This window comes from Alphaproteobacteria bacterium, from assembly GCA_020638555.1.
Classification (GTDB): domain Bacteria; phylum Pseudomonadota; class Alphaproteobacteria; order Bin95; family Bin95; genus JACKII01.
The window spans coordinates 111638-135724 of sequence record JACKII010000002.1 but is presented as its reverse complement, the minus strand read 5'-3'; the positions used below and the strand labels follow the sequence as shown (position 1 = coordinate 135724).

Below are 24087 nucleotides of genomic sequence, written 5' to 3'. Positions count from 1 at the left end.
GACTTTGGGAGAGGCGCTCAGGCATGGGCCCCCGCCTCCGCGGGGGCGGGGGAGAGAGAAGGTAGAGCCGCCCCTACAACCCGGCCTGGGTCACGAACTTGGTGTTCAGATAGGCTTCCAGCGCCTCCGTCCCGCCTTCGGAGCCATAGCCGGAATCCTTGATGCCGCCGAACGGCACCTCCGGCAGGGCGAGGCCCACATGGTTGATGGTCATCATGCCGGCCTCGACGGAAGCGGCAATCGCGTTCGCCGTCTTGGCCGAGCGGGTGAAGGCATAGGACGCCAGGCCGTAGGGCAGGCGGTTCGCCTCCGTCACCACGTCGTCGAAGCTGGAGAAGGGCGCGATCACCGCCATCGGCCCGAACGGCTCCTCCGACATGACCTTGGCGTCGAGCGGCACGTCGGTGAGCACGGTCGGCTCGAAGAAATTGCCCTTGTTGCCGATGCGGTTGCCGCCGGTGCGCAGCGTCGCGCCGTGCTGCACCGCGTCGGCGGTGAAGCTTTCCATGGCGGTGATGCGGCGCGGGTTGGCCATCGGCCCCATGCGGGTGTCCTTCTCCATGCCGTCGCCGACCTTCACGCCCTTGCTGAAGGCCACGAACCGGTCGACGAACTGCTCATAGACCCCTTCCTGCACCAGGAAGCGGGTCGGCGAGATGCAAACCTGGCCGGCATTGCGATACTTGGTGGCGGCCAGGATCTTGCTGGCCAGATCCACGTCCGCATCGTCGAAGACGATGGCCGGCGCGTGGCCGCCCAACTCCATGGTGGCGCGCTTCATGTGCAGGCCGGCCAGCGCCGCCAACTGCTTGCCGACGGCGGTGGAGCCGGTGAAGGAAATCTTGCGGATCACCGGGTGCGGGATCAGGTATTCCGAGATCTCCGCCGGCACGCCATAGACCAGATGCATGACGCCGGCCGGCAGGCCCGCGTCGGCAAAGGCGCGGATCAGTTCCGCCGGCGAGGCCGGGGTTTCTTCCGGCGCCTTGACGATGATCGAGCAGCCGGTGGCGATGGCCGCGGACAGCTTGCGCACCACCTGGTTGATCGGGAAGTTCCAGGGCGTGAACGCCGCCACCGGCCCAACCGGCTCCTGAATCACCAGCTGATAGACGCCCTCGCTGCGGGCCGGGATGACGCGGCCATAGGTGCGGCGGCCTTCCTCGGCGAACCAGTCGATGACGTCGGCGGCGGCCAGCACCTCGCCCTTGGCCTCCGGCAGCGGCTTGCCCTGTTCCAGCGTCATGAGCTTGGCGATGTGGTCGGCGCGCTCGCGCACCAGGTCGGCCGCCTTGCGCATGACCTTGCTGCGGTCATAGGCGGAGACCTTGCGCCAGGTCTCGAAGCCCTTCGCCGCCGCTTCGAGCGCCTGGTCCAGGTCGGACCGCTCGGCGTGGGCGACCGTGCCGACCACCTCGCCATTGGCCGGGTTCTCGACCGGGATCGAGCGCTTGCCGGTGCCATCGACCCAGGCACCGTTCAGATAGAGTTGAACATTCGGGTACATGCTGAGGCTCCTTCGTTGCCGTAACTGGCAGGCCCGCCAGCAGGACGGGCCGATCCGAACTTCGGCCGCCCGTACGGGGCGGCGGCATCCCCTTGTCGTGGATCGGATCGGACAAGACGGGATGGGCAAACGGTCCGGGTCTTGCCCGGTTATAGCCCGCCAGATGGTTCGCTAGACAGGCCGGATCAAGTACGGGGGGATGCGCAAACCGCCGCGGCTACCAGGCGGCCCGCAACAGCCGCAGCGCATCGGCCACCTGCTGCTCGGCCGAGCGGGCGCCGCGGTTGAAGTTGAAGTTCTTCACCGTCTCGGCCGCGATGTTCGGCAGGTCGTCCTCGGGAATGCCGAGCTGGCCGACGCGGGTCGGCATGCCGGTGCCGGCATAGATCGCCTCCAGCCGGTCCGCCACCGCCGCGGCGGTTTCGGCGGTGCCCATGCCATCGTGCCGCACGCCGAGCCCATCCGCCACCCGCCCTGCCGCCTCGGCGTCCACGCCCTCGGCGAGCCTGAGCGCCGTCGCATGCAACACCGACGTGCTTTCGCCCTGGCCGACGCTCGGATAGCGCACGTGCAGCGCGGTGGAGACCGCGTAATTGCCGCTGAACGGCCCGCCGGCAAAGCGCCGCCGCCCGTCATCCTCCGCCCGGTTCTGCAGGAAGGCGGCCAGCGCCAGGTCGATGCGCAGCGCCGCATTGTCGGGCTCGTCCATCAGCCGCAGATAGGCGTTGTGCGCCAGGCGGAAGGCCTGGCGGTGGTCGCCGTCGACCAGCGGGTTCTGCCCGGTCTGCGACAGCGCCGACAGCGTGCCGGCGAACACCGTCGCCGCGGTCGAGCGCACCACCTCCGCCGGCGAGGACAGCAGCACCGCCTCGTCCAGGAACACCGAGTGCGGCCGCGTCTTGGGGTCGAAATACTCCATGCGGTGGTCCAGGTCCGGGTTCTTCAGGCCGGAGCCCGCCCGGTTCACCGCGCTGTTCGGCGTCGTCGGCACGTTGACGATGGGCAGTTTCGGCGCCATCAGCCGCGGGCTGTAGGCAGGCTTGCCCTCCGGGTATTGCGTCATCAGGTCGAACGGTGAGCCGGTCTCCGCCAGATAGATCGCCACCACCCGCACCGCCACCACCACGCTGCCGCCGCCGGCGGCGATCAGCAGGTCGGCCCCGGCCTCGCGAGCGGCGTCGGCGGCGGCCCGGACGCTGGCATAGGTCGAGTCCTTCTCGATCCCGTCATAGACGCCGGCATAGCGCCCGCCCAGCGTCGCCGCGATCCGCTGCACCGTGTCGGTGCGCCGGTTGACCGAGGGCGAGCAGATGACGAAAGCGCGCCGGGCGCCGGCCCGGTCCATCGCCTCGCCCAGGGACTGTTCCAGCACGCCCGGGCCGACATAGAGCCGCCAGGCATGGCCGGCGGCGCGAAACGAGGGACGGTCGGACATGAACACGGCTCCAAAGGCGGCGGACAGGAGCCGCACTCTATCCCGCCGCCTCGACCGCCGCCAACTGCCCTCTGGGCTTGACGACCCCTGCCGGTTATGGTGCACGAAAGTCGTAGAACCCGAAGCCGTATCGGAAGGAAGCGCAAGATCATGCAGGTAGGCGTTCTCTACACCTCCCACCCCGACCCGAAGACCGAGCCCTATCCGCACCAGGGCGTGCACGAGCGCGTCACCCGCGAAATCCTGGAAGCCGAGCAACTGGGCTTCGACAGCGTCTGGATCGCCGAACACCATTTCTCCAACCGCTATGGCATCCTGCCGGACCCGTTCAGCTATCTGACCTATCTCGCCGCCAAGACCAGCGTCATCAAGCTGGGCGCGGCGGTGATGGTGGTGCCGCTGCACCACCCGCTGCGCATCGTCGAGAACGCCGCCTTCGTCGACATTCTGAGCAATGGCCGCTTCCAGCTGGGCCTCGGCTCCGGCTACCGGCCCTATGAATTCCACGGCCTCGGCGTCTCCTACGAGGAGCGACGCAAGATCCAGGCCGAGGCCGTGCCGCTGATCCTGGACGGCTTCCACAAGAAGCGCGTCTCCGCCAAGGGCCGGTATTTCGACTTCGACGTCTCGGACGAGTGGGAAATCTTCCCGCAGCCGATCCAGCAGCCGCACCCGCCCTTCTACATGGGCGCGGGCTCGGCCGAGTCGATTGCCACGGCGGCCCGCAACGGTTTCGGCCTGATGCAGTCCACCTTCCCCAGCGTCGACGTGATCCGCGAGCATGTGCAACACTACCGCGAGCACATGAAAGAGGCGCCGGCGCCCTGGAACCAGAACCCGGCCTTCGGCGATGTCGACGTGGCGCGCATGACCTTCGTCGCCGAGACCGACGCCAAGGCGAAGGAACTCTCCGAGGCGGGCATCACCCACCACATGAAAAGCTTCATGGCCGGCGGCAGCACCACCGGCGGCTATCTGGGCGATATCTCGGACAAGACCGACGATTCCCAGTTCGCCTATGACAACCTGGCCGAGCACACCCTGCTGCACGGCTCGCCGGACACGGTCTTGCGCAAGATCGAGGCGTTCAAGGCGGCGGGCACCACCTCGCTGATGCTGCACTACCCGCCCTATTACGGCACCGAAAAGACCCTGGACATGCTGCGCCTGTTCGCCAGGGAGGTGCTGCCCCACGTCCAGGCCATGGACGCGCCGCGCCTGCGGGCGGCGGAATAGGGGGAGCGTCCGCCATGTCGCACTCCCAGACGGCCAAATCCCAGACGGCCACATCCCAGAACGCTGGCTGGCTCGACCAGGTCCGCGAGGATGCGCTGGAGCCGGACCTGGCGATCATCGATCCGCACCACCATTTGTGGGACCGCAACACCTCGTTCATCCAGAACCGCTATCTGATGGACGAGATCCAGGACGATCTCGGCTCCGGCCACAATGTTGTTTCGACCGTGTTCGTCGAGTGCGATTCCATGTATCGCGCCGACGGGCCGGAGGCACTGCGCCCGGTGGGCGAGGTCGAGTTCGTCAACGGCATCGCCGCCATGGCCGCCTCCGGCGGATATGGGCGGACGCAGGTCGCCAAGGCGATCATCGGCCATGCGGACCTGCTGCTGGGCGCCGACGTCAAAGCGGTGCTGGAGGCGTTGCAGGCGGCCGCGCCGGAGCGCTTTCGCGGCATCCGCTTCATCGGCGCCTGGCTGGAGGACAAGGCGGTGTTCACGCCGCCGCGCGTGCCGGGGCCCGGCGTCTATCTGGACGCCAAATTCCGGGAGGGGTTCGCGCAACTGGCGCCGCTTGGCCTGGTGTTCGAGGCGGCGATCCGGCATCCGCAACTGCCGGATTTCCTCGACCTCGCCCGCGCCTTCCCCGACACATGCATGGTGCTGGACCATATTGGCGGCGTGGTCGGCGTCGGCACCTATGCCGGCCGCCGCGACGAGATATTCGCGTCCTGGCGCGCCGACATGGCCGCCATCGCGCGCGATTGCCCGAACGTCGTCGTCAAGCTCGGCGCGCTGAACATGACCTATTGCGGCTTCGGCTGGGAAAAGCGGCCGCTGCCGCCCACGAGCGAGGACCTCGCGGCTGCCTACCGACCCTATTACGAAGCCGTCATCGAGCTGTTCGGCCCCGAACGCTGCATGTTCGAGAGCAACTTCCCGGTCGACAAGGTCAGTTGCTCCTATGCGGTGCTCTGGAACGCCTTCAAGCGCATGACCGCGGCCTATGCCCCGGCCGAGCGCGCGGCGCTGTTCCACGACACCGCCGCCCGCGTCTACCGCATCTGAGCCGCGCGTCGGCCGGTTTGGCCCCAACTCGAACGCCCCACCGCCTCGGACTTTTACGCCTCACCGCCCCGGGCTCGACCCGGGGCCCATGCCTGAGCGCTTCTCACAGAGGCCGGACTCCGTGGCCGGCTCTCCGGCATGGCCTCCCGCCTGCGCGGGAGAAGGGAGAGGGGAGCTGGGAAGGAGCCGGCCCCCTTAGCCAGCGAACCGCTACACCGCCTCCAGCGGCGCGTTCAGCAGGGTGCCGGGCACGATGATGCCGCCGCGGTCGCCCACGTCGACCTTGCCGTAGCGCTCCGCATAGACCGGCGGCAGCGGCCGCGCGCCCGGCGTCGCCAGCCAGAGGCGCAGCAGGTGCCGCCGCCGCTCCGGCTCCGGCCAGTCGACGAAGGCGGTGCGGTCGTGCAGGGTGGTGTGGTTGTGCACCCACTGCATGTCGCCCGGCTGGAAGTCCATGTCGAGCCGCAGTTCCGGCGACTCCGCCAGCGAGTCGAACAGGTCCAGGGCCGCCACCTGTTTCTCGGTCAGCGGCGGCACACCGTCGAGCCGGCGGGCGCTTTCGATATAGCGCCGGGCATAGATCGCCGAGAGATGGCCTTCGTAAGAGTTGAACACCGGGATCTCGAAATACGCCTTCTTGCCTTCCGGGATCTCGCCGCGGCGGTCGGTGGCGAAGGGCTGGAACAGCTCCCACAACAGGTCCGGCGCGCGGCGGTACATCTCGTTATAGATCGTCATGGTCGAGACGATGGAGGACAGCCCGCCTTCTCTCGCCGTCTTCAGGCACAGCAGTGCCACGATATCGCAACTGTCCGTGTGGAAGGTCTGGCGCTCGGTGGTCTGGTAGATGCGCACCTTCGGGTCGTCGGTCGACAGTCCCAGATCCTTCACATGCCCCAGCACATGCCCCTTGGCGTTCTGGCTGCGGGCATTGCCGAAATAGGTGCCGATGCCGAAATAGGCGGTGGCCGCTTCGCGCGTGGTGTAGCGCTCCACCGGCAAGCCGCGCATCAACTGGAAGCCGCGACCGTCAATGACCTCGCGGCAGAGTTCTTCGAGCTTCGGCCCCAGCGTCGGCAGCGGGAAATCGGCCCGGGTGATGCGGGCGATATCCGCGTCGCGCGCCGCCAGCGGCCGCACCGCCGCCTCGATCTCGGCAATGTCGTTCTCGCTGAGTTGATAGATCCACGCGGTCGAATGCACCAGATCCGGACCGTACCAGGCGCTGGGGTGGTCGATGGGCGCGGGCAGGTCGCTGGGGATGAAATAGGTCAGACCGTCTGGCATGATGGCGGGGACTCCGGAAACGCAGAACACGGGACATTGACGCCCATTATGACAGCCAGTGCCATCATTTTCGACTGCGACGGAGTGTTGGTGAATTCCGAAGCGCTGATCATCGCCGTCGAGCGCCGGTTTCTGGCCGAAATCGGCCTGGTCTATGACGATGTCGACTATATGACCCGGTTTGTCGGCACCTCCGACCGGGATTTCGTTGCCGCACTCCGGGCCGACCATGCGGTGCGCGGCACCGGCGCGTTTCCGCCGGATTTCCTGGAGCGGGTGCGCGCCGCCTGTTACGACCGCTTCACCACGGATTTGCGGGCAGTCGACGGGCTGGAGGCCTATCTGGCCCGGCTGGCGCGGCCGAAGGCGGTGGCGTCGTCCAGCACGGTCAGGAGCCTGGCGCGCAAGTTGGCGCTCACCGGCCTGGCACCCTGGTTCGGCGCCCATGTCTATTCGGCCGAGCACGTCGCCCGCGGCAAGCCGGCGCCGGACCTGTTCCTGCACGCCGCGGAACGGCTGGGCGTGGCGCCGGCGGACTGCGTCGTGGTCGAGGACAGCGTCAACGGCGTCCGCGCCGGCGTCGCCGCCGGCATGCGGGTCTGGGGCTTCACCGGTGGCGGCCATGGCGACGAAGGCCTCGCCGGCCGGCTGGCGGATGCCGGCGCCGCGGTCGTGTTCGCCCGCTTCGCCGACATGCCCCGATGAGTCCAGAGCGATCCCGGGGCCGTCCCGCTCCCACCGAAAGGCCGACCATGGCACCGACGCCCGATCTCATCCTGCACCACTACGATTTTTCGAACTATGCGGAGAAGGCGCGGCTGGCGCTGGGCTACAAGGGACTGGCGTGGCGCTCGGTCATCATCCCGCCGGTGGCGCCCAAGCCCGACCTGACCCCGCTGACCGGCGGCTATCGGCGCACGCCCGTGCTCCAGATCGGCGCGGACATCTATTGCGACACACGGCTGATCCTGCGCGAGCTGGAGCGGCGCCACCCCGAGCCGCCGATCTTCCCCGCCGGGTTTGAGGCCGAAGCGGCGATGATCGCCTACTGGGCCGAGAACCAGTTGTTCCGGCCGATGTCGCTCTATGTCTCCGGCCACAATCTCGACCTGTTGCCGCCGGACCTTCAGGCCGACCGCTCGCGCATGCGCGGCCTGCCGGAGCCGAGCGTCGCGGCGGTGCGGCAGGCGGCCCGGCGCAGCGCGCCGCCGGTGCGGGTGCAACTCGGCTGGATCGAGGCGTTGCTGGCGGACGGGCGGCCCTGGATCGTCGGACCGGCCGTCACCATCGCCGACTTTGCCGTCTATCACGCCCTCTGGTTCGTCACAGCCCGCAGCGACCGCCTGGCGCCCGCGTTGGCACCGCATCAGCGCATTGCCGCCTGGATGGAACGCATGCGCGCCTTCGGCCACGGCGCCCGGACCCCGATGGCGCCGGCGGACGCGCTCGCCATCGCCAGGGCGACCGAGCCCGCGCCGGTGCGAGCCTCCGCGCCGTTTGCGGAGGACCCGCCGCTGGGCACGCCCGTGCGCATCCGCGCCGACGACTATGCCCGGGATGGGATCGTGGGCGACCTCGTCTTCATCGACGAAACCGAGATCGCGCTCCGCCGGGTCGATGCGGCGGTGGGGGAAGTGGTCGTGCATTTCCCAAGACTGGGGTATGATCTCCGCCCCGGCCGGTCGCCCTGACCCAAGACCGGCCATCATCGCGAAATCAGGAGCGCCCCATGAGCCAATGCATCGTCATCGTCCAGTTCGACCTGCCGAAACGCACGCCGGAACAAGCGGTTGCCAGCGGCACCGCGTCGGCCCCGACCTATCGCGGGCTGGCAGCCAAGGGATTGATCCGCAAGGACTATCTGAACGGCGAGACCGGCGCCGGCGGCGTCTATCTCTGGGAGAGCCGCGCCGCCGCAGAGGCCTGGTACACGGACAAATTGCTGGCCAGCCTGACCGAGCGCTTCGGCGTCAAACCCCGCCTCACCTGGTACGACACCCATGTGACGGTCGACAACCTGAAGGGCGAAACCCGCGTCGACGGCATCCCGCTGGTCGAGGCCAGCAGCGTCGCAGCGGAGTAAGGCGCGCCGCGCCGGTTCGCCGGTTCCCCGGTTCGCGGGTTCCCCCGTCAGGACTTCACGTAAGACGGGGTGCGTTGCCCGACGATCCAGAACTGGCTGACAATGCACAATGCGGCGATGGCTTCGAGCCCAATGCCGATCAGCATGGGGGTCGGCCCCAGACCGGCCCCCATGCTGAGCAACACGCCGACCCCGGCGGCGCCCAGCGTCTGGCCCAGCAACCGCCCGGTGGACAGCAACGCGCCCGCGGCAGCCGCTCGGGAGTGCGGGGCGCGGCCGACGATCATGCGCGCATTCGGCGCGAAAAACAGGCCGAGGCCCGTCGCCGCCACGACCAGACGCCAGCTCAGATCGAAGGCGCCCGCCGTCGTCGGCAGGAAGGCCACCAGGGCGAAGCCACAACAGGCAACCGCGAGCCCGACCGCGCCCAGCAGCGCGGCCCGCACCCGGTCCGACAGCCAACCGGCCAGGGGCGAGACCACCAGCATTGTCAGCGGGAAGGCCATGATCATCAGGCCGGCGTCATCGGGCGAATAGTGCATCGCCTCCTGCAAGCGGAAGGGCAGCGCCACCATCAGCCCGGCAGCACCCAGAAACCCCAGCACCGCGGCGAGGCTCGACAGGCCGATGGCCGGGTCGCGCACCAGATCCACGGGCAGCACCGGCGCCCTGTGCCGGCCCTCGCGCCGCGCCAGCAGCATCAGCGCCACGGCTCCCAGCAGCGACGCTACCGTCCCGGCGGCCACCGGCCCGCCATGGGTGGTATACTCGATGCCGCCGATCAACAATCCGAAGCCCACGGCACTCCACAGCGCCGCGAGCGGGTCGAGCGGCGTTTGACCCCGCACCGGGTCGGGCAAGGTCCGGCCGAGCAACAGCGACGCCACCGCCAGCGGCACGCCAGCGACAAACAGCCAGTGCCAGTCGCCATGCGCGACCAGGAAGCCGCCCAACACCGGCGCCAGCGCATTGGAGGACGCGACGATCACGCTGTTAATGCCGAGGCCGCTGCCCAGGCGCGAGCGGGGATAGGTTTGCCGGATCAGCGCGCTGGACACGCTGAGCGCCATACCCGCACCCAGCGCCTGGATCGCCCTGACCCCCAACAGGATCGGCAGGCTGTGCGCCAACAGCGCCAGGCCGGAGCCCAGCATGAAGACCAGCTGCCCCAACTGATAGAGGCGCCGCAGCCCGATCCGCTCCCCCAGGTTCGCGAAGGGCAGCAGCCCCATCACCATGATCAACTGATAGACCGTGACGACGCTGACGACGGCGGCAAGATCCGTCCCCAGATCGTGCGCGATCGTCGGCAGCGCCACGTTGGCGATGGTGCCGTCCACGACGAACAGCGCGGTTCCGAACGAGATCGCGGCAATCGCCCAGATCCGGCGCGGGCGCGGCAAGCCGTCTTCTGCGGCGGGTTGTGCCGGGCGGGAAGCGATGGGCGACGCATCATTCATGGGAGAACTCGGAACGGCGGGAGGCGAAACGCGCCGGCACACGGCGTCGGAAAGGCCCGCCGCACGCCAGGTTCAGCGGCACCGTGTTACCGACAAACATAGGGTTGCCGCGGGTTGGGTGGCAAGACGGGGAACGCAGCCGCAGCCCGGCCGAGGACCGCATCGGCGGCGTCGGTCGGGGCGAGGACCAACGCATCCGAGCAGCGCCCGAGCCGCCCACGGCTTTGTCAGTGGCCGGGCCGCCGCCGTCGGCGGGCGAAACGTTCCTGGGATTTGACGTCGCACACCGCGACCGGTTCCCAGGCGCGACAACCGCAATGCAAGCCGCATGCCCCGGCATCGAAGGCGGCTCAGCCCCGCCAGCCGGGCAGAGCCGCCAACATGCTCCGTCCGTGGCATTATCCCCTTTGTAATTTGCGCAACATAGTACCGCTTTCCTTTGCCGAAACCCGGGAAACCGCGGTTCCGAAGCGCGTCTGGGGCGCTGAGGCGGGGCTTCGACGCCGCGCGCCCGACGGTGGGGCGCGTCGACCGCCGCGGGCAGAAACGCCGTTGCATGGCTGTGACCATTCCGCTAGCACAGAACGACGGTTGCTCGTGACCCTGGCAACCCGGCTGCGGCCTCTCCGCATCCGATAAAGTCACAATGGGAGGTTAATCGTTGACATCGGCTCGAAACACGGCCGGCGCGCTGTTCATGCGCCCGGTGTGGGCGTTGTGGGAGGGGCAGTGATGGCAGCGCTCCTCGAAGTGCGCGACGTAGTGGTCCGCTTCGGCGGCATCGTCGCCCTGGACGGGGTCGCATTCGACATCCCGAAAGGCGATATCGTCGGCCTGATCGGCCCGAACGGCGCTGGCAAGACCACGCTGTTCAACTGCCTGTCCCGCCTCTACACCCCGAACGAGGGCGACATCCTGTTCGAGGGTCAATCGATCCTGGGCACGGGCGCGGACAAGATCGCATCGCTCGGCATCGGTCGAACGTTTCAGAACCTGGCGCTGTTCCCGACCCTGTCGGTGTTGAACAATGTCATGATCGGCGGCCATTGCCACACCAATAGCGGCTTCCTCGCCAACGCTTTCCGCCTGCCCTGGGTCAACCGGGAAGAGCGGGAATTGATGGCCCAGTCCATGGAACTGATCGAGTTCATGGACCTGACGGACGTGGTGAACACGCCGGTGGGCTCCCTGCCCTTCCCCTATCAGAAACGGGTCGAGATGGCGCGTGCCCTGGCGAGCCAGCCGCAATTGCTGCTGCTGGACGAACCGGCGGGCGGCCTGAACCACGAGGAACTGGATCATCTCAAGGACCAGATCCGCCAGGTGCGGGACGAGCGCGGCATCACCGTGCTGCTGGTCGAGCACCATATGAGCCTGGTCATGCAGGTGTCGGACAAGGTCGTCGCCATCGACTTCGGCCGCAAGATAGCCGACGGCACGCCGGCGGAGGTGCAGCGCGATCCGAAGGTGATCGAGGCCTATCTGGGGACGGCGGACTGATGGCATTCTTGGAAGTCAAAGGGCTCAAAGCCTATTACCGCCAGGTCGAGGCGCTGCACGGCATCGACTTCGAACTGGACGAAGGGTCGATCACCACCATTCTGGGGGCGAACGGCGCCGGCAAGACCACGACGCTGCGCGCCATCTCGCGCATGGTGCGGACCGACGGCGAAATCCGCTTCGACGGCCGCGACCTCACCGGCATGGCGACGGAAAAGGTGGTGCAACTGGGCATCGCCCACGTCCCGGAAAGCCGCGGCACCTTCGTGCGCCAGTCGGTGGAGGAAAACCTTCAGCTCGGCGCCTATACCCGCAGCAACAAACGCGAAATCCTGGCCGATATCGAGCGGGTCTACGAGTATTTCCCGCGTCTGCGCGAGCGGCAGAAGCAACAGGCGGGCACGCTGTCCGGCGGCGAGCAGCAGATGCTGGCCATCGGCCGGGCGCTGATGCTGCGGCCGCGGCTGATGCTGCTGGACGAACCGAGCTTCGGCCTCGCGCCGCTGATCGTCCAGGAAATCTACGGCATCATGAAGCGGATCCGCGAGCAGGAGGGAACCTCCATGCTGCTGGTGGAGCAGAACGCCAATATCGCGCTGAACCTGGCCGACCACGCCTATCTTCTGGAAACGGGCGAGGTGGTGATGTCGGGCGAAAGCCACGTCATCCGCGACGATGAAAACGTGCGCAAGAGCTATCTCGGCTATTAGGGGCGGGAGACCATGGACTTATTCTTTCAATTGACCCTGGCCGGGCTGGCGATTGGCTCGATCTATTCGTGCGTGGCCCTGGCCGTGGTGATGATCTACCAGGCGACCGACCACTTCAATTTCGCCCAGGGCGAAATGGCGATGTTCTCGACCTTCGTCGCCTGGACCTTCCTCGGGCTGGGTGCGCCGGTCTGGCTGGCCTTGATCGCCACCGTGGTGGTGTCGTTCATCGCCGGCGTGATCATCGAACGGGTGATCATCAAGCCGGTGGAAAACGCACCGATCTTCAACCAGATCATCGTGTTCATCGGCCTGCTGGTGATTTTGAACAATGTCGCCGGCTGGATCTGGGAATTCACCATCAAGCCCTTCCCCAGCGTGTTTCCGTCGGACCTGGGCTTCCAGTCCGACCTGATCGGCCCGCACAATCTGGGCGTGATCGTGCTGACGCTGGTGGTGCTGTTCCTGATCTTCCTGTTCTTCCGCTTCACGCGGGTGGGCCTGGCCATGCGCGCCGCCGCCGCGAACCCGGACTCCGCCCGGCTGGTCGGCGTGTCGGTGAGCTGGATGCTGGCGCTGGGCTGGGGCCTGGCCGCCGCTGTCGGTGCCATTGGCGGCGTGCTGGTGGCGCCGATCGTCTATCTGGAGCCGAACATGATGAGCGGCGTGCTGCTCTATGGCTTTGCCGGCGCCTTGCTGGGCGGCGTCTCGACCCCGTTCGGCGCGGTGATGGGCGGCCTGATCATCGGCGTGCTCGAAAACTGGGTCGGCCAGTACGTGCCGGGCGGCAGCGAGTTGAAGCTGACCTTCGCGCTGATCATGATCGTCGGCGTCTTGTTGGTGAAACCGGCGGGCCTGTTCGGCCGCGTCGTCGTGAAGAGGGTGTAGCGAACGATGGCGCGTCCCAATCCCATTACGCCGACGCTTCTGATCGGCTTTCTCATCGCGGTGGCCGTCGGCATTGTCGTGCCGTTCCTGGTCCCCGACTTCGTCACCTATCAGTTCACCCTGGCCATGGCCTGGGGTGTGGCCATGCTCGGCCTGAACGTGCTGACGGGCTATAATGGCCAGTTCTCGGTCGGCCACAGCGCGTTCTTTGCCGCTGGCGCCTATGCGTCTGCCATCATGATCGAACATTTCGGGTGGGGACCGTACGAGAGCATCGTCTTTGCCGCGGCGGTCTCGTTCGTGTTCGGCTTCCTGTTCGGCCTGCCGGCGCTGCGGCTGGAGGGTCTGTATCTGGCCCTGGCCACCTTCGCGCTGGCGGTGGCCACGCCGCAATTGCTGAAATTCGATGCCTTCGAAGAGGCGACCGGCGGCGTGCAGGGCATTTTCGTGCCGAAGCCGGAGCCGATTTTCGCCGGCCTCAGCCCCGACCAGTCGCTCTATTACGTGGCGCTGGCGATCATGCTGTTCCTGATGGTCGTCACCTGGTGCATCCTGCACAGCCGGTCGGGCCGGGCGATGATGGCCATTCGCGACAACCCGATTGCCGCCAAGACCATGGGCATCAACATGCCGCTGGTCAAAACGACCACGTTCGGCCTGAGCGCCATGTATGCCGGCATCGGCGGCGCGCTGTTCACCTATGCGAGCGAGTTCGTCTCGCCGGATGCCTTTAACTTCTTTGTTGCCGTCTATATTCTGGTAGGGTCGGTGGTCGGCGGTATCGTCTCGATCCCCGGCGCAATTTTCGGGGGCCTGTTCATCGTCTTCATGCCGAACTGGGCCCAGGATCTGCGTCTGGCCCATGGGTGGCTGCCGCCACCGTGGGCACTTTTCGGCATCTTCTTGATCCTGATCATCTATTTCATTCCATTCGGGGTCTGGGGCGGTGTCGAGCGTGGCTTGGCGTGGGTGAAGCGAAGGATGGCCGGATAGAATCAGACCGTTCTGCGCCACACCGGCCGACGCAGAAGCCACGACAATCGTTAACGATCGATCGTTTGAAAAAAGGGAGATCCTCACGATGGTTATACGCACTGCGTTGGCGGCCCTGGCCGCGGGCTTGCTCGCGGCTACGGCCAGCGCCCAGATGGTGGGGGTGACCGACACCACCATCAAAATCGGCAACACCATGCCCTATTCCGGTCCGGCCTCGGCCTATGGCGTGATCGGCCAGTTGGAAACCGCCTATTTCAACATGGTCAACCGCAATGGCGGTATCCGCGGCCACAAGATCGATTACATCTCGCTGGACGATGGCTACAGCCCGCCGCGCACGGTGGAACAGGTCCGCAAGCTGGTGGAACAGGACCATGTGGCCTTCACCTTCAACACGCTGGGCACGCCGACCAACTCGGCGATCCACCGCTACATGAACGCCAAGAAGGTGCCGCAGCTGTTCGTTTCCACCGGTGCCTCGAAATGGGGCCATCCGGAGAAGTTCCCCTGGACCATGGGATTTCAGCCGACCTACAATGTCGAGGGTGAGATCTACGCCAAATACGCATTGGATCACGTCAAAGACCCGAAAATCGTCATCCTTTACCAGAATGACGATTACGGCAAAGACTATCGCGACGGCTTCTTGAAGGGGCTGGGCGACAAGAAAGACCTGGTCATCAAGATGTTGCCCTATGAGGTGACCGACCCGACCATCGACGCCCAGATCCTGGAACTGGCGGCGAGCGGCGCCAACGTCTTTTTCAACGTGACCACGCCGAAATTCGCGGCCCAGGCGATCAAGAAGGCCTGCGAGATCGACTGGAAGCCGCTGCAACTGCTGAACAACGTCTCCACCTCGGTCAGTTCCGTGCTGAAGCCGGCGGGCCTGGAATGCTCCAAGGGGCTGATCACGGCCCAGTATCTGAAGGACCCGACCGACCCGCAATGGGCGGAGAAGAACGATCCCGGCTTCAAGGAATGGCTGCATTTCATGCAGACGGAAATGCCGAACGCGGATATCGGCGATGCCAGCTATTCCTTTGCCTACAATGTGTCGACGCTCTTGAAGATCATGCTGGAACAGTGCGAGGACTGGAGCCGCCCGGGCATCATGGCCTGCGCCGCCAACCTGAAAGACATCCAACTGCCGATGATCTTGCCGGGCATCAAGGTCAACACCAGTCCGACCGACTTCTACCCGATCCAGGCCGAACAACTTTCGCGATTTGACGGCACCACTTGGCAACTGTTCGGCGACATCATCGACGCATCCAAGTAACACACATTGTCGTCTCAAAAATTCGGGCGGTAACCCACTGGGTTGCCGCCTTTTTCTTGCATAGACGGGCCCAATATTGCCGGCTAGAGTTGCCCGGCATGCCTACCCGACACAGAGCGGGATGCGTGCCGAAAGCAAATACGAGGCAAAACATCCGGGAGGTTGCTGATGCAACTCAAGGCCCTTTTGACGTCCGTCGGCGTAGCCGTTCTGGCGTCGTTCGGCGTACAGGCGCAGACCGTCGGCGTGACCGACACCACGATCAAGATCGGCAATACCAGCCCCTATTCCGGGCCCGCGTCCGCATACGGCGTCATCGGCAAGACGCATCAGGCGTTCTGGAAAGAAGTGAATGCGGCGGGCGGTCTGACCAGCAAGGACGGCAAGACCCGCAAGGTCGAGTTCCTGTCGCTGGACGACGGCTACAGCCCGCCGCGCACGGTGGAGCAGATCCGCAAGCTGGTGGAACAGGACCAGGTCGCCTTCACGTTCAACACGCTCGGCACGCCGACCAATTCCGCCATCCACCGTTACATGAACGCGAAGAAGGTGCCGCAGCTGTTCGTCGCGACCGGCGCCTCGAAATGGGGCCATCCGAAGGAATTCCCGTGGACCATGGGCTTCCAGCCCACCTACGACGTGGAGGGCGAGATCTACGCCAACTATGCGCTGTCACACGTGAAGGACCCCAAGATCGCGATCCTCTACCAGAACGACGATTACGGCAAAGACTACCGCGACGGCTTCCTGCGCGGGTTGGGCGACAAGAAGGACCTGGTGGTCAAGATGTTGCCCTATGAGGTGACCGACCCGACCGTCGATTCCCAGGTGCTGGAACTGGCATCGAGCGGCGCCAACGTCTTCTTCAACGTCTCCATCCCGAAATTCGCGGCGCAGGCGATCAAGAAAACCTGCGAGATCGGCTGGAAGCCGCTGCATCTGCTGAACAACGTGTCCTCCTCGGTGGGCGCGACGCTGAAGCCGGCCGGCCTGGACTGCTCCAAGGGCCTGATCACCGCCCAGTGGCTGAAAGACCCGACCGATCCGCAGTGGGAAACGACCGCGGGCTACAAGGAATGGTCGGCCTGGATGGACAAGAACATGCCGGACGGCGACCGCGGCGACGCAAACTACGCCTATGCGTATAACGCCTCGACCCTGCTGAAGCACGTCCTCGAAAACTGCGCCGATCTCAGCCGGCCCGGCATCATGGCCTGTGCCGCCAACATCAAGGACTTCGAGCTGCCGATGGTGCTGCCGGGCATCAAGGTGAACACCAGCCCGACCGACTTCTACCCCGTGCAGGCGGAACAGTTGTCAAAGTTCGACGGCGAAAAGTGGGTGCTGTTCGGCGACGTCATCGACGCCTCGAAAAAATAGCACTTCACCGTTACCGGAAGGCTTGCTGATCGGACGGTCGCCATAAGTGGCGACCGTCCGACCGGGCGTTTATGCGCGTAGACGAATCCGGGGCATGGGTGATACACGTGTGCCCCAGCATACCCAATGCACAATGGGGTATGCGTTCGTTTTGCCCGAAACATCAGGGAGCCTCAAATGCGGTTGAAAGCCTGTTTGGCTGCCGCGGCCTTGTCCGCTTTCGTTATCCCCGGCGCATTCGCGCAGACCGTCGGCGTGACCGACACCACGATCAAGATCGGCAACACCAGCCCCTATTCCGGGCCGGCGTCGGCCTATGGCGTGATCGGCAAGACCGTTGCCGCCTATTTCAAAATGGTGAACGACAAGGGCGGCATCACCAGCAAGGATGGCAAGACCCGCCAGGTGGAGTTCATCAGCCTGGACGACGGCTACAGCCCGCCGCGCACCGTCGAGCAGACCCGCAAGCTGGTGGAGCAGGACGAAGTTGCGATGGTCGCCGGCTCCGTCGGCACCCCGACCAACTCTGCCGTGCACCGCTATATGAACGCGAAGAAGGTGCCGCAGATGTTCGTCGCGACGGGCGCATCCAAATGGGCCCATCCGGAGAAGTATCCGTGGACCATCGGCTTCCAGCCGGGCTACGACGTCGAGGGTCTGATTTACGCGAAATACGTTCTCGACAATATCGAGAACCCGAAGATCGCCATCATCTACCAGAATGACGACTACGGCAAAGACTATCGCGACGGCTTCCTGAAAGGGCTGGGCGACAAGGCCGAGCAGATGGTGGTCAAGAACCTGCCCTACGAGGTGACCGACCCGACCATCGACGCCCAGGTGCTGGAGATGGCCGCCAGCGGCGCGAACGTGTTCATGAACATCTCGACGCCGAAATTCGCGGCCCAGGCGATCAAGAAGGCCTGCGAAATCGGCTGGAAGCCGCTGCACCTGATCAACAACGTGTCGTCCTCGGTCGGCGCGGTGATGAAGCCGGCGGGCCTGGAATGCTCGCAGGGCCTGATCACGGCCCAGTACCAGCGCGACCCGACCGACCCGCAGTGGCAGGACACCGAGGGCTACAAGGAATGGTCCAAGTTCATGGACGGCTATTTCCCGAATGCCGACCGCAGCGACGTGAACTATGCCTATGGCCACAGCCTGGGCACGCTGCTGACGGCCATGCTGGAAAACTGTGACGACCTGAGCCGGCCGGGCCTGATGAAGTGCGCGGCCAACATCAAGGACCTGCAGTTGCCGATGATCATCCCGGGCATTCTGGTCACCACCAGCCCGACGGATTTCAAGACCATCCAGTCCGAGCAGCTCTCCGAGTTCAAGGGCGACCGCTGGGTGCTGTTCGGCGACATCATTCACGTCGAATAGGCCCGCTCGCAGCGAAGGCCGAACCGCCGGTTGCGCCCTGCCGCAGCCGGCGGTTTTTTTTGCGTGCGGGCGATCGCCCTGCCCTGTTGCCCAGGCGCGCTCTCGCCTAGACTGGCGCCATGCGTCCCGAAATCCTGTTCCCCCTGTTCCGCACGGTCGGCAGCCTGAAAGGCGTCGGGCCGAAAATCGCGCCGCTGATCGCGAAAGTGGCGGGCGAGCGCGTGCGCGACCTGGTGTTCCTGCCGCCGACCGGCGTGGTCGACCGGCGCTACCAGCCGAAAGTGATCGAGGCCGAACCCGGCCGGCTCGCCACGCTGCGCCTGCGGGTGGTCGGCCACCAGCCGAGCCCCAACCGGCGCCAGCCCTATCGCGTCATCGCCGCCGATGCCACGGGCGAGGTCGCGCTGGTCTATTTCCACGCCTCCCGCCCCTATCTGGAAAAGCTGCTGCCGCCGGGCGAGGAACGGCTGGTGAGCGGCCTGGTCGAGGACTATCGCGGCCAGCTCCAGATCACCCATCCGGACCATGTGGTCTCGCCGGACGAGGCGGACGAACTGCCGCTGATCGAGCCGGTCTATCCGCTGACCGCGGGCCTGACCGCGCGCACGCTGCGGCGCGCCGTCGACCAGGCGGTGGCGGGCGTGCCCGACCTGCCGGAGTGGCTGAACGGGCCGCTGCAACGGCGCCATGGCTGGCCCGGCTGGGCCGAGGCGGTGCGCGGCGTGCACGCGCCGGCGGCGCCGGAGGATCTGGAGCCCCTCACCCCGGCGCGCCAGCGGCTCGCCTATGACGAGTTGCTGGCGAACCAGCTGGCGTTGGTGCTGGTGCGGGCGAAGCAGAAACGCCGGCCGGGGCCGGTCATTCCCGCGGGCGACCTGGCGGCAAAGGCCATCGACCTGCTGCCCTACCAACTGACCGGCTCGCAGCGCCAGGCGCTGGCGGAGATCGGCGGCGACCTCGCCTCCGGCCAGCGCATGCAGCGGCTGTTGCAGGGCGATGTCGGCAGCGGCAAGACCGTGGTGGCGCTGCTGGCCATGCTGGAGGCGGTGGCCGCCGGCGGCCAGGCGGCGCTGATGGCGCCGACGGAAATCCTGGTGCGCCAGCACGCCGAGACCATCGCGCCCATCGCGCTCAAGCTGGGGCTCAAAACCGTGGTGCTGACCGGCCGCGACAAGGGCCGGGCGCGCGAGCGCATCCTGGAGGACATTGCCGACGGGCTGGCGCCGCTGGTGCTGGGCACGCATGCGCTGGTGCAGGAAAGCGTGCACTTCCGCAAGCTGACCCTGGCGGTGGTGGACGAGCAGCACCGTTTCGGCGTCGACCAGCGCATGGTGCTGAGCGACAAGGCCGAGGGCGGCGGCTGCCACACGCTGGTGATGACCGCGACGCCGATCCCGCGCACGCTGATGCTGACCGCCTATGGCGATCTCGACTGGTCGCGCCTGACCGAGAAGCCGGCCGGACGCCAGCCGGTCGACACGCGGGTCGTGCCGGCCCATCGTCTGTCCGACATCATCGACGGCCTGGAGCGGACCCTGGCGAACGGGGGCAAGGCCTATTGGGTCTGCCCGCTGGTGGAGGAAAGCGAGACCGTCGACCTCGCCGCCGCGGAGGAACGCTTTGCCACCCTGCATGCGCGCTTCGGCGAGCGGGTCGGCCTGATCCACGGCCGCATGCGCGGCGCCGACAAGGAGGCGGTGATGCACGCCTTCGCCGAGGGGCCGGTGCAATTGCTGGTGGCGACCACGGTGATCGAGGTCGGCGTCAACGTCCCCGACGCCACCATCATGGTGATCGAGCACGCCGAGCGCTTCGGTCTGGCGCAGTTGCACCAGTTGCGCGGCCGGGTCGGGCGCGGCGCCAAGGCCTCCACCTGCGTGCTGCTCTACCAGCCGCCGCTGGGCGCGACGGCGAAGGCGCGGCTCGAAACCCTGCGCGCGACCGATGACGGCTTCGAGATCGCCGAGCAGGACCTGAAGCTGCGGGGTGCGGGCGAGGTTCTGGGCACGCGCCAGAGCGGCCTGCCGGCCTTCCGCCTCGCCGATCTGGAACACCATGCCGACCTGCTGCCCGTCGCCCGCGACGACGCCCGCCTGATCGTCGAGACCGACCCGGACCTCGCCACCGAGCGCGGGCAGGCGCTGCGCGTGCTGCTCTATCTGTTCGAGCAGGACGCGGCGGTCCGCTATGCCAAGGTGGGATAGCGGTCGGCGGGACCAAACGGCCAGCGCGGTTTCGGTAACGGTTGCCCCCCTCTCCCGCCCCATCTCCCGCGCAAGCGGCAGCCCATGCCGGAGAGCTTCTCACAGGACACGGGACTCTGTCTTTGCCTCTCGGGCATGGGTCCCCGCCTCCGCGAGGACAGGGATGCTGGGCTGGTGAGCCAGCGGGAAAAGACTCCGCTCTAGTCCGAACCCGCCTTGGCCGCGGCCCAGGTGTTGAACCTTTTCAGAATTTGCGCGAACGCGGTCTCCCGCATGGTGGCCTGCCCCGCCGGACCCGCGCCGGTATAGGCGGGCGAGGCCAGCATGTTGGTCAGTCCGGTCCACACGCTGTTATAGAATGGGTGGGCCGTCGCCGCGGGAACATTGGTCAACTCGTATTGCCGTGCGTAATGCTCGGACACGAAATACCGGCCGGCAAAGGGATCGAACACCACGCGGGTGCCACTCACCAGCTTGGTGCCACCATCGCTGACCGCGTGCGCCCCCAGTTCGAAATACGAGGCCACCCGGTTCGGCGCGGTCGGCAGGCGCTGATGCCCTCCCAAGGCCGGATTGACGACGCTGCCAAGGGTTGGCTTGGCACCGCCCGACGCGGTCGGCCCCCGGAATTGCGGGTGATCCGGGTCGGTGGTGTGGGTGGTGGTCGAGCTATCCAGCCAATCGAAATTCGCCCGCTCCGCCAGCGTGTTCAGCGCAGGCGGCGCGACCGACACGGTGAGACCGCCGCCGGCGACGCCGCCCGGTTCATAGGCGGCCTGGGGCAGGTTGGGGTCGATGGCGCCGCCGGAGTGCGAGGAACGGATATCCTGGCCCGCCGCCACGATCGCGCCGAGGGTCCAGTCTTGCCCGGCCGCATACTGCTCGAAATTCGCGCCCTGCCCGCTGGCCTCGATGGCCGCCAGCACGGCCTGGTTGCGCCGGTTCTGGTTCACGGCATCGCTGATGGCGTTGTAGAGCAACACCTGGTTGGCCGTCGCCCCTCCCCCCGAAATCACGCCATAGTCGATCTGCCCGGCGGGGTTGGCGAGGTTGGTCAGGAAGGCGTTGCGTTGCAGGATCGGCCGATACGACGGCACAGAGGTCCGGGCGCCGCCGCGCATCTGCGCCACGTCGGCCCGCATTTGCAGCGCCTGCAAGCGCTGCACCGCCGGCGCGTTCGCGGCCAGACCGCGCAAGGCCAGCAGCCCGGCCGACGCGGGGGACGCATCAGCCAGGGCCTGCAACGGGTGGGTGGCGGCACCCTGGATCGGGGCAGCCGCCGAAACGGGCTGACGCGCGGGCGAGCCGGCCGTCTGGGCTTGTCTGGTCATCGGCGCCTCCGAACGGTGTCGGTCCACAAATTGTCTTTGCCGCCAATACTCTAGACAGCAATTGCCGGTTGTGTCACCGGTGGCGTTGCCATCGCACTCCGATGCCGCGGGCCGCTGGCCGCCGTTGACGGAACCGGACCAATTCGCTTTGGTGTCCGCATCGCTGCCATCGGATGGTGGCGCGTCGATCTCGCTGGCGAAGGATGCTGTGCCATGAAGCTCTGGGAAGACCACGTCACCATCACGACGAAGTACGGCCGCATGCCCGCCTTCGCCGCCGCCCCGGCCGAAGGCGACGCCGTGCCGGCGATCATTTTCTACATGGATGCGCCGGGCTTCCGCGAGGAACTCTGCAACATGGCCCGGCGCATCGCCAAGGCCGGCTATTTCTGCCTGCTGCCGGACATGTATTACCGCCTCGGCACGGTGCGGTTCGACCTGCCGCGCCGCGACGACGGCATGTCCGCCGTCATCCGGGCCGCGATGAACCACCTGACCAACGCGCTGGTGGTCGAGGACACCGGCGCCATGCTGGCCTGGCTCGACGCCCAGGGCATGGTGAAGCCCGGCCCCGTCGGCTGCGTCGGCCATTGCATGAGCGGGCGCTACATCACCACGGTCGCCGCCCGCTTTCCGCACCGGATGGCCGCCGCCGCCAGCCTCTATGGCGTCGGCATCGTCACCGACCAGGAGGACTCGCCGCACCGGCTGCTGGATCGGGTCGAGGGCGAATTGTACTACTGCTTCGCCGAAATCGACGCGACCGTGCCCGAAAACGTCATTCCGACGCTGACCGCGGCGCTGGAACAGGCCGGCACCCGGCACCTTCTGGAGCAGTTGCCGGGCACCCAGCACGGCTTCCAGTTCTCCGAGCGGCCGGCCTACGCGCCCGAAGCCTCTGAACACGCCTGGAACCAGATTTTCCGCCTGTGGGAGCGCAATCTGCGCTGACCGGCCAGCGCGGGAGGGGCCCCGCCCGCCCGCGCGGGACGCCCTGGCTGCGGCGCCCCGATCCGGTCAGGCCGGCCCCAGAGTGGCGTGGGTGCGGATGAAATCGCGGACCTGGGGCTGAATCTGTTCGCGCCAGCGCCGGCCGTTGAAAATGCCGTAATGGCCGACGCGCTCGGCCACCATCAGCCGCCGCCGCTCGGCCGGAATGGCGGTGCAGAGCCCGTGCGCCGCCTGGGTCTGGCCGACCCCGGAAATGTCGTCCTTCTCGCCCTCGACGGTCATCAGCGCCGTGCGCCGGATCGCCGCCGGCTGCACCAGTTCGCCGCGGTGGCGCATGCGGCCGTCCGGCAGGTCATGCTCCTGGAAGATCACCTTGACGGTCTCCAGGTAGAAATCGGCGGTGAGGTCGAGCACCGAATTGTACTCGTCATAGAATTTGCGGTGCGCGTCCGCGCTTTCGCCATCGCCGGTGATCAGATGGCGGAAAAGCTGCAAATGGGCGTCGACATGGCGGTCCAGATTCATGGTCATGAATCCGGTCAGTTGCAGGAAGCCCGGATAGACCCGGCGCATCATGCCGGGATTGGGCCAGGGCACCAGCGAAATCACGTTCTGCTCGAACCAGTCCAGCGGCCGCGAGGTCGCGAGTTGGTTCGGCACGGTCGGGCTCTTGCGCGTGTCGATGGGGCTGCCCATCAGGGTGATGCTGGCCGGCTGGCAGGGATCGTTGGCCGCGGCCATGACCGAAGTGGCGGCCAGCACCGCCGGGCCCGGCTGGCAGACGCCCAGCACATGGGTATCCGGCCCGAGGAAGCGCAGGAAGTCGACGATATAGTCGACATAATCCTCCAGCCCGAACCGGCCCTGGTTCACGGGCACCATGCGCGCATCGTGCCAGTCGGTGATGTAGACGTCATGCTCCGGCAGCATCGCCTCGACCGTGCCGCGCAGCAGGGTGGCGTAGTGCCCGGAGAGCGGCGCAACGATCAGCACGGCGGGATCCGGCGCCCGTCCGGCCGGCATGGCCTCCGGTTCGCGACAGAAATGCAGCAGCGTGCAGAACGGGTGCGTCGCGGCTGCCTCGATGCGGACGGGCACGGTCTCGCCATCGACCTGGGTTTCGGCAATCCCCCATTCCGGCTTGCCATAACGCCGGGTCACGCGCTCGAACACGTCGCAGGCCGCGGCAATGGCTTTCGACTGGGGCCAGAACGCGGTCGGATTGATCGGCGAGCGATAGAACCGCCGGGTGACATCGGCGGCCACGCGCAGCGGGCTGATCGCCGCGTGGGTAGCCTCATAGGCCGTATATAACATGATGTCCGTACTCCATAAACGCTCACCGTCCTGACCGCCGATGGTTGTTTTTGCGTTGCGATAGCGT

At 66.7% G+C, this 24087-nt stretch carries 20 protein-coding genes; 14 read left to right on the top strand and 6 right to left on the bottom strand.

The window, feature by feature from the left end:
• Window positions 1–73: 73 nt before the first annotated feature.
• Together H6844_06755 and H6844_06750 are read right to left on the bottom strand one after the other, a co-directional pair.
• Window positions 74–1507, bottom strand: coding sequence for an NAD-dependent succinate-semialdehyde dehydrogenase (locus H6844_06755; protein ID MCB9929095.1), 1434 nt, complete (start codon window positions 1505–1507; stop codon window positions 74–76).
• A 217-nt stretch (window positions 1508–1724) separates the two neighbouring features.
• Entirely contained in the window at window positions 1725–2942 is a 1218-nt protein-coding gene (locus H6844_06750) for an iron-containing alcohol dehydrogenase (protein ID MCB9929094.1), read from the bottom strand.
• A gap of 150 nt (window positions 2943–3092) precedes the next feature.
• Between H6844_06750 and H6844_06745 the strand changes: the two genes are divergently transcribed.
• Together H6844_06745 and H6844_06740 are read left to right on the top strand one after the other, a co-directional pair.
• Window positions 3093–4178, top strand: coding sequence for an LLM class flavin-dependent oxidoreductase (locus H6844_06745; protein ID MCB9929093.1), 1086 nt, complete (start codon window positions 3093–3095; stop codon window positions 4176–4178).
• 14 nt (window positions 4179–4192) lie between these two features.
• Window positions 4193–5245, top strand: coding sequence for an amidohydrolase family protein (locus H6844_06740; protein MCB9929092.1), 1053 nt, complete (start codon window positions 4193–4195; stop codon window positions 5243–5245).
• Window positions 5246–5455: 210 nt separating this feature from the next.
• Here the strand turns inward: H6844_06740 and H6844_06735 are convergent, their stop codons facing one another.
• Window positions 5456–6532, bottom strand: coding sequence for a TauD/TfdA family dioxygenase (locus H6844_06735; GenBank protein ID MCB9929091.1), 1077 nt, complete (start codon window positions 6530–6532; stop codon window positions 5456–5458).
• Between the two features lie 48 nt (window positions 6533–6580).
• Between H6844_06735 and H6844_06730 the strand changes: the two genes are divergently transcribed.
• Genes H6844_06730 through H6844_06720 form a run of 3 tightly spaced genes read left to right on the top strand, consistent with a single transcriptional unit; the run spans window position 6581 to window position 8615 of the window.
• The gene (locus tag H6844_06730) at window positions 6581–7237 is read left to right on the top strand and encodes an HAD family phosphatase (protein ID MCB9929090.1); all 657 of its coding nucleotides are present in this window, start codon (window positions 6581–6583) and stop codon (window positions 7235–7237) included.
• A gap of 47 nt (window positions 7238–7284) precedes the next feature.
• Complete coding sequence (locus tag H6844_06725) at window positions 7285–8223, top strand: glutathione S-transferase family protein (GenBank protein MCB9929089.1); 939 nt, start codon at window positions 7285–7287, stop codon at window positions 8221–8223.
• Window positions 8224–8261: 38 nt separating this feature from the next.
• Complete coding sequence (locus H6844_06720; protein ID MCB9929088.1) at window positions 8262–8615, top strand: monooxygenase; 354 nt, start codon at window positions 8262–8264, stop codon at window positions 8613–8615.
• Between the two features lie 47 nt (window positions 8616–8662).
• On the opposite strand, the gene H6844_06715 is transcribed toward H6844_06720, so the two are convergent.
• Window positions 8663–10075: an MFS transporter gene (locus tag H6844_06715; protein ID MCB9929087.1), complete on the bottom strand. Its 1413-nt coding sequence runs from the start codon at window positions 10073–10075 to the stop codon at window positions 8663–8665.
• 732 nt (window positions 10076–10807) lie between these two features.
• Here H6844_06715 and H6844_06710 point away from each other — a divergent pair.
• From H6844_06710 to recG, 8 genes are all read left to right on the top strand, one after another.
• Window positions 10808–11575, top strand: a complete 768-nt coding sequence (locus tag H6844_06710; GenBank protein MCB9929086.1) for an ABC transporter ATP-binding protein — start codon at window positions 10808–10810, stop codon at window positions 11573–11575.
• Window positions 11572–12285 (top strand): ABC transporter ATP-binding protein, encoded by a 714-nt coding sequence (locus tag H6844_06705; GenBank protein MCB9929085.1) that lies wholly within the window; start codon window positions 11572–11574, stop codon window positions 12283–12285. Before H6844_06710 ends, H6844_06705 begins: the two co-directional genes overlap by 4 nt.
• Before the next feature lie 12 nt (window positions 12286–12297).
• A complete protein-coding gene (locus H6844_06700) occupies window positions 12298–13173 on the top strand; it encodes a branched-chain amino acid ABC transporter permease (GenBank protein ID MCB9929084.1) in 876 nt (291 codons plus the stop codon).
• Between the two features lie 6 nt (window positions 13174–13179).
• A complete protein-coding gene (locus H6844_06695) occupies window positions 13180–14166 on the top strand; it encodes a branched-chain amino acid ABC transporter permease (protein MCB9929083.1) in 987 nt (328 codons plus the stop codon).
• Between the two features lie 88 nt (window positions 14167–14254).
• A complete protein-coding gene (locus tag H6844_06690) occupies window positions 14255–15451 on the top strand; it encodes an ABC transporter substrate-binding protein (GenBank protein ID MCB9929082.1) in 1197 nt (398 codons plus the stop codon).
• A 168-nt stretch (window positions 15452–15619) separates the two neighbouring features.
• Window positions 15620–16831, top strand: coding sequence for an ABC transporter substrate-binding protein (locus tag H6844_06685; GenBank protein MCB9929081.1), 1212 nt, complete (start codon window positions 15620–15622; stop codon window positions 16829–16831).
• Between the two features lie 177 nt (window positions 16832–17008).
• Window positions 17009–18217 carry an ABC transporter substrate-binding protein gene (locus H6844_06680; protein MCB9929080.1) on the top strand — a complete coding sequence of 403 codons (1209 nt, stop codon included), beginning with the start codon at window positions 17009–17011 and terminating at the stop codon, window positions 18215–18217.
• A gap of 119 nt (window positions 18218–18336) precedes the next feature.
• Window positions 18337–20421: an ATP-dependent DNA helicase RecG gene (recG, locus tag H6844_06675; protein ID MCB9929079.1), complete on the top strand. Its 2085-nt coding sequence runs from the start codon at window positions 18337–18339 to the stop codon at window positions 20419–20421.
• Window positions 20422–20621: 200 nt separating this feature from the next.
• On the opposite strand, the gene H6844_06670 is transcribed toward recG, so the two are convergent.
• Entirely contained in the window at window positions 20622–21752 is a 1131-nt protein-coding gene (locus H6844_06670) for a hypothetical protein (GenBank protein ID MCB9929078.1), read from the bottom strand.
• Between the two features lie 213 nt (window positions 21753–21965).
• Between H6844_06670 and H6844_06665 the strand changes: the two genes are divergently transcribed.
• Window positions 21966–22703 carry a dienelactone hydrolase family protein gene (locus tag H6844_06665; protein ID MCB9929077.1) on the top strand — a complete coding sequence of 246 codons (738 nt, stop codon included), beginning with the start codon at window positions 21966–21968 and terminating at the stop codon, window positions 22701–22703.
• 66 nt (window positions 22704–22769) lie between these two features.
• Here H6844_06665 and H6844_06660 read toward each other — a convergent pair whose 3' ends face one another.
• Window positions 22770–24020, bottom strand: a complete 1251-nt coding sequence (locus H6844_06660) for a polyhydroxyalkanoate depolymerase (GenBank protein MCB9929076.1) — start codon at window positions 24018–24020, stop codon at window positions 22770–22772.
• Window positions 24021–24087: the final 67 nt, after the last annotated feature.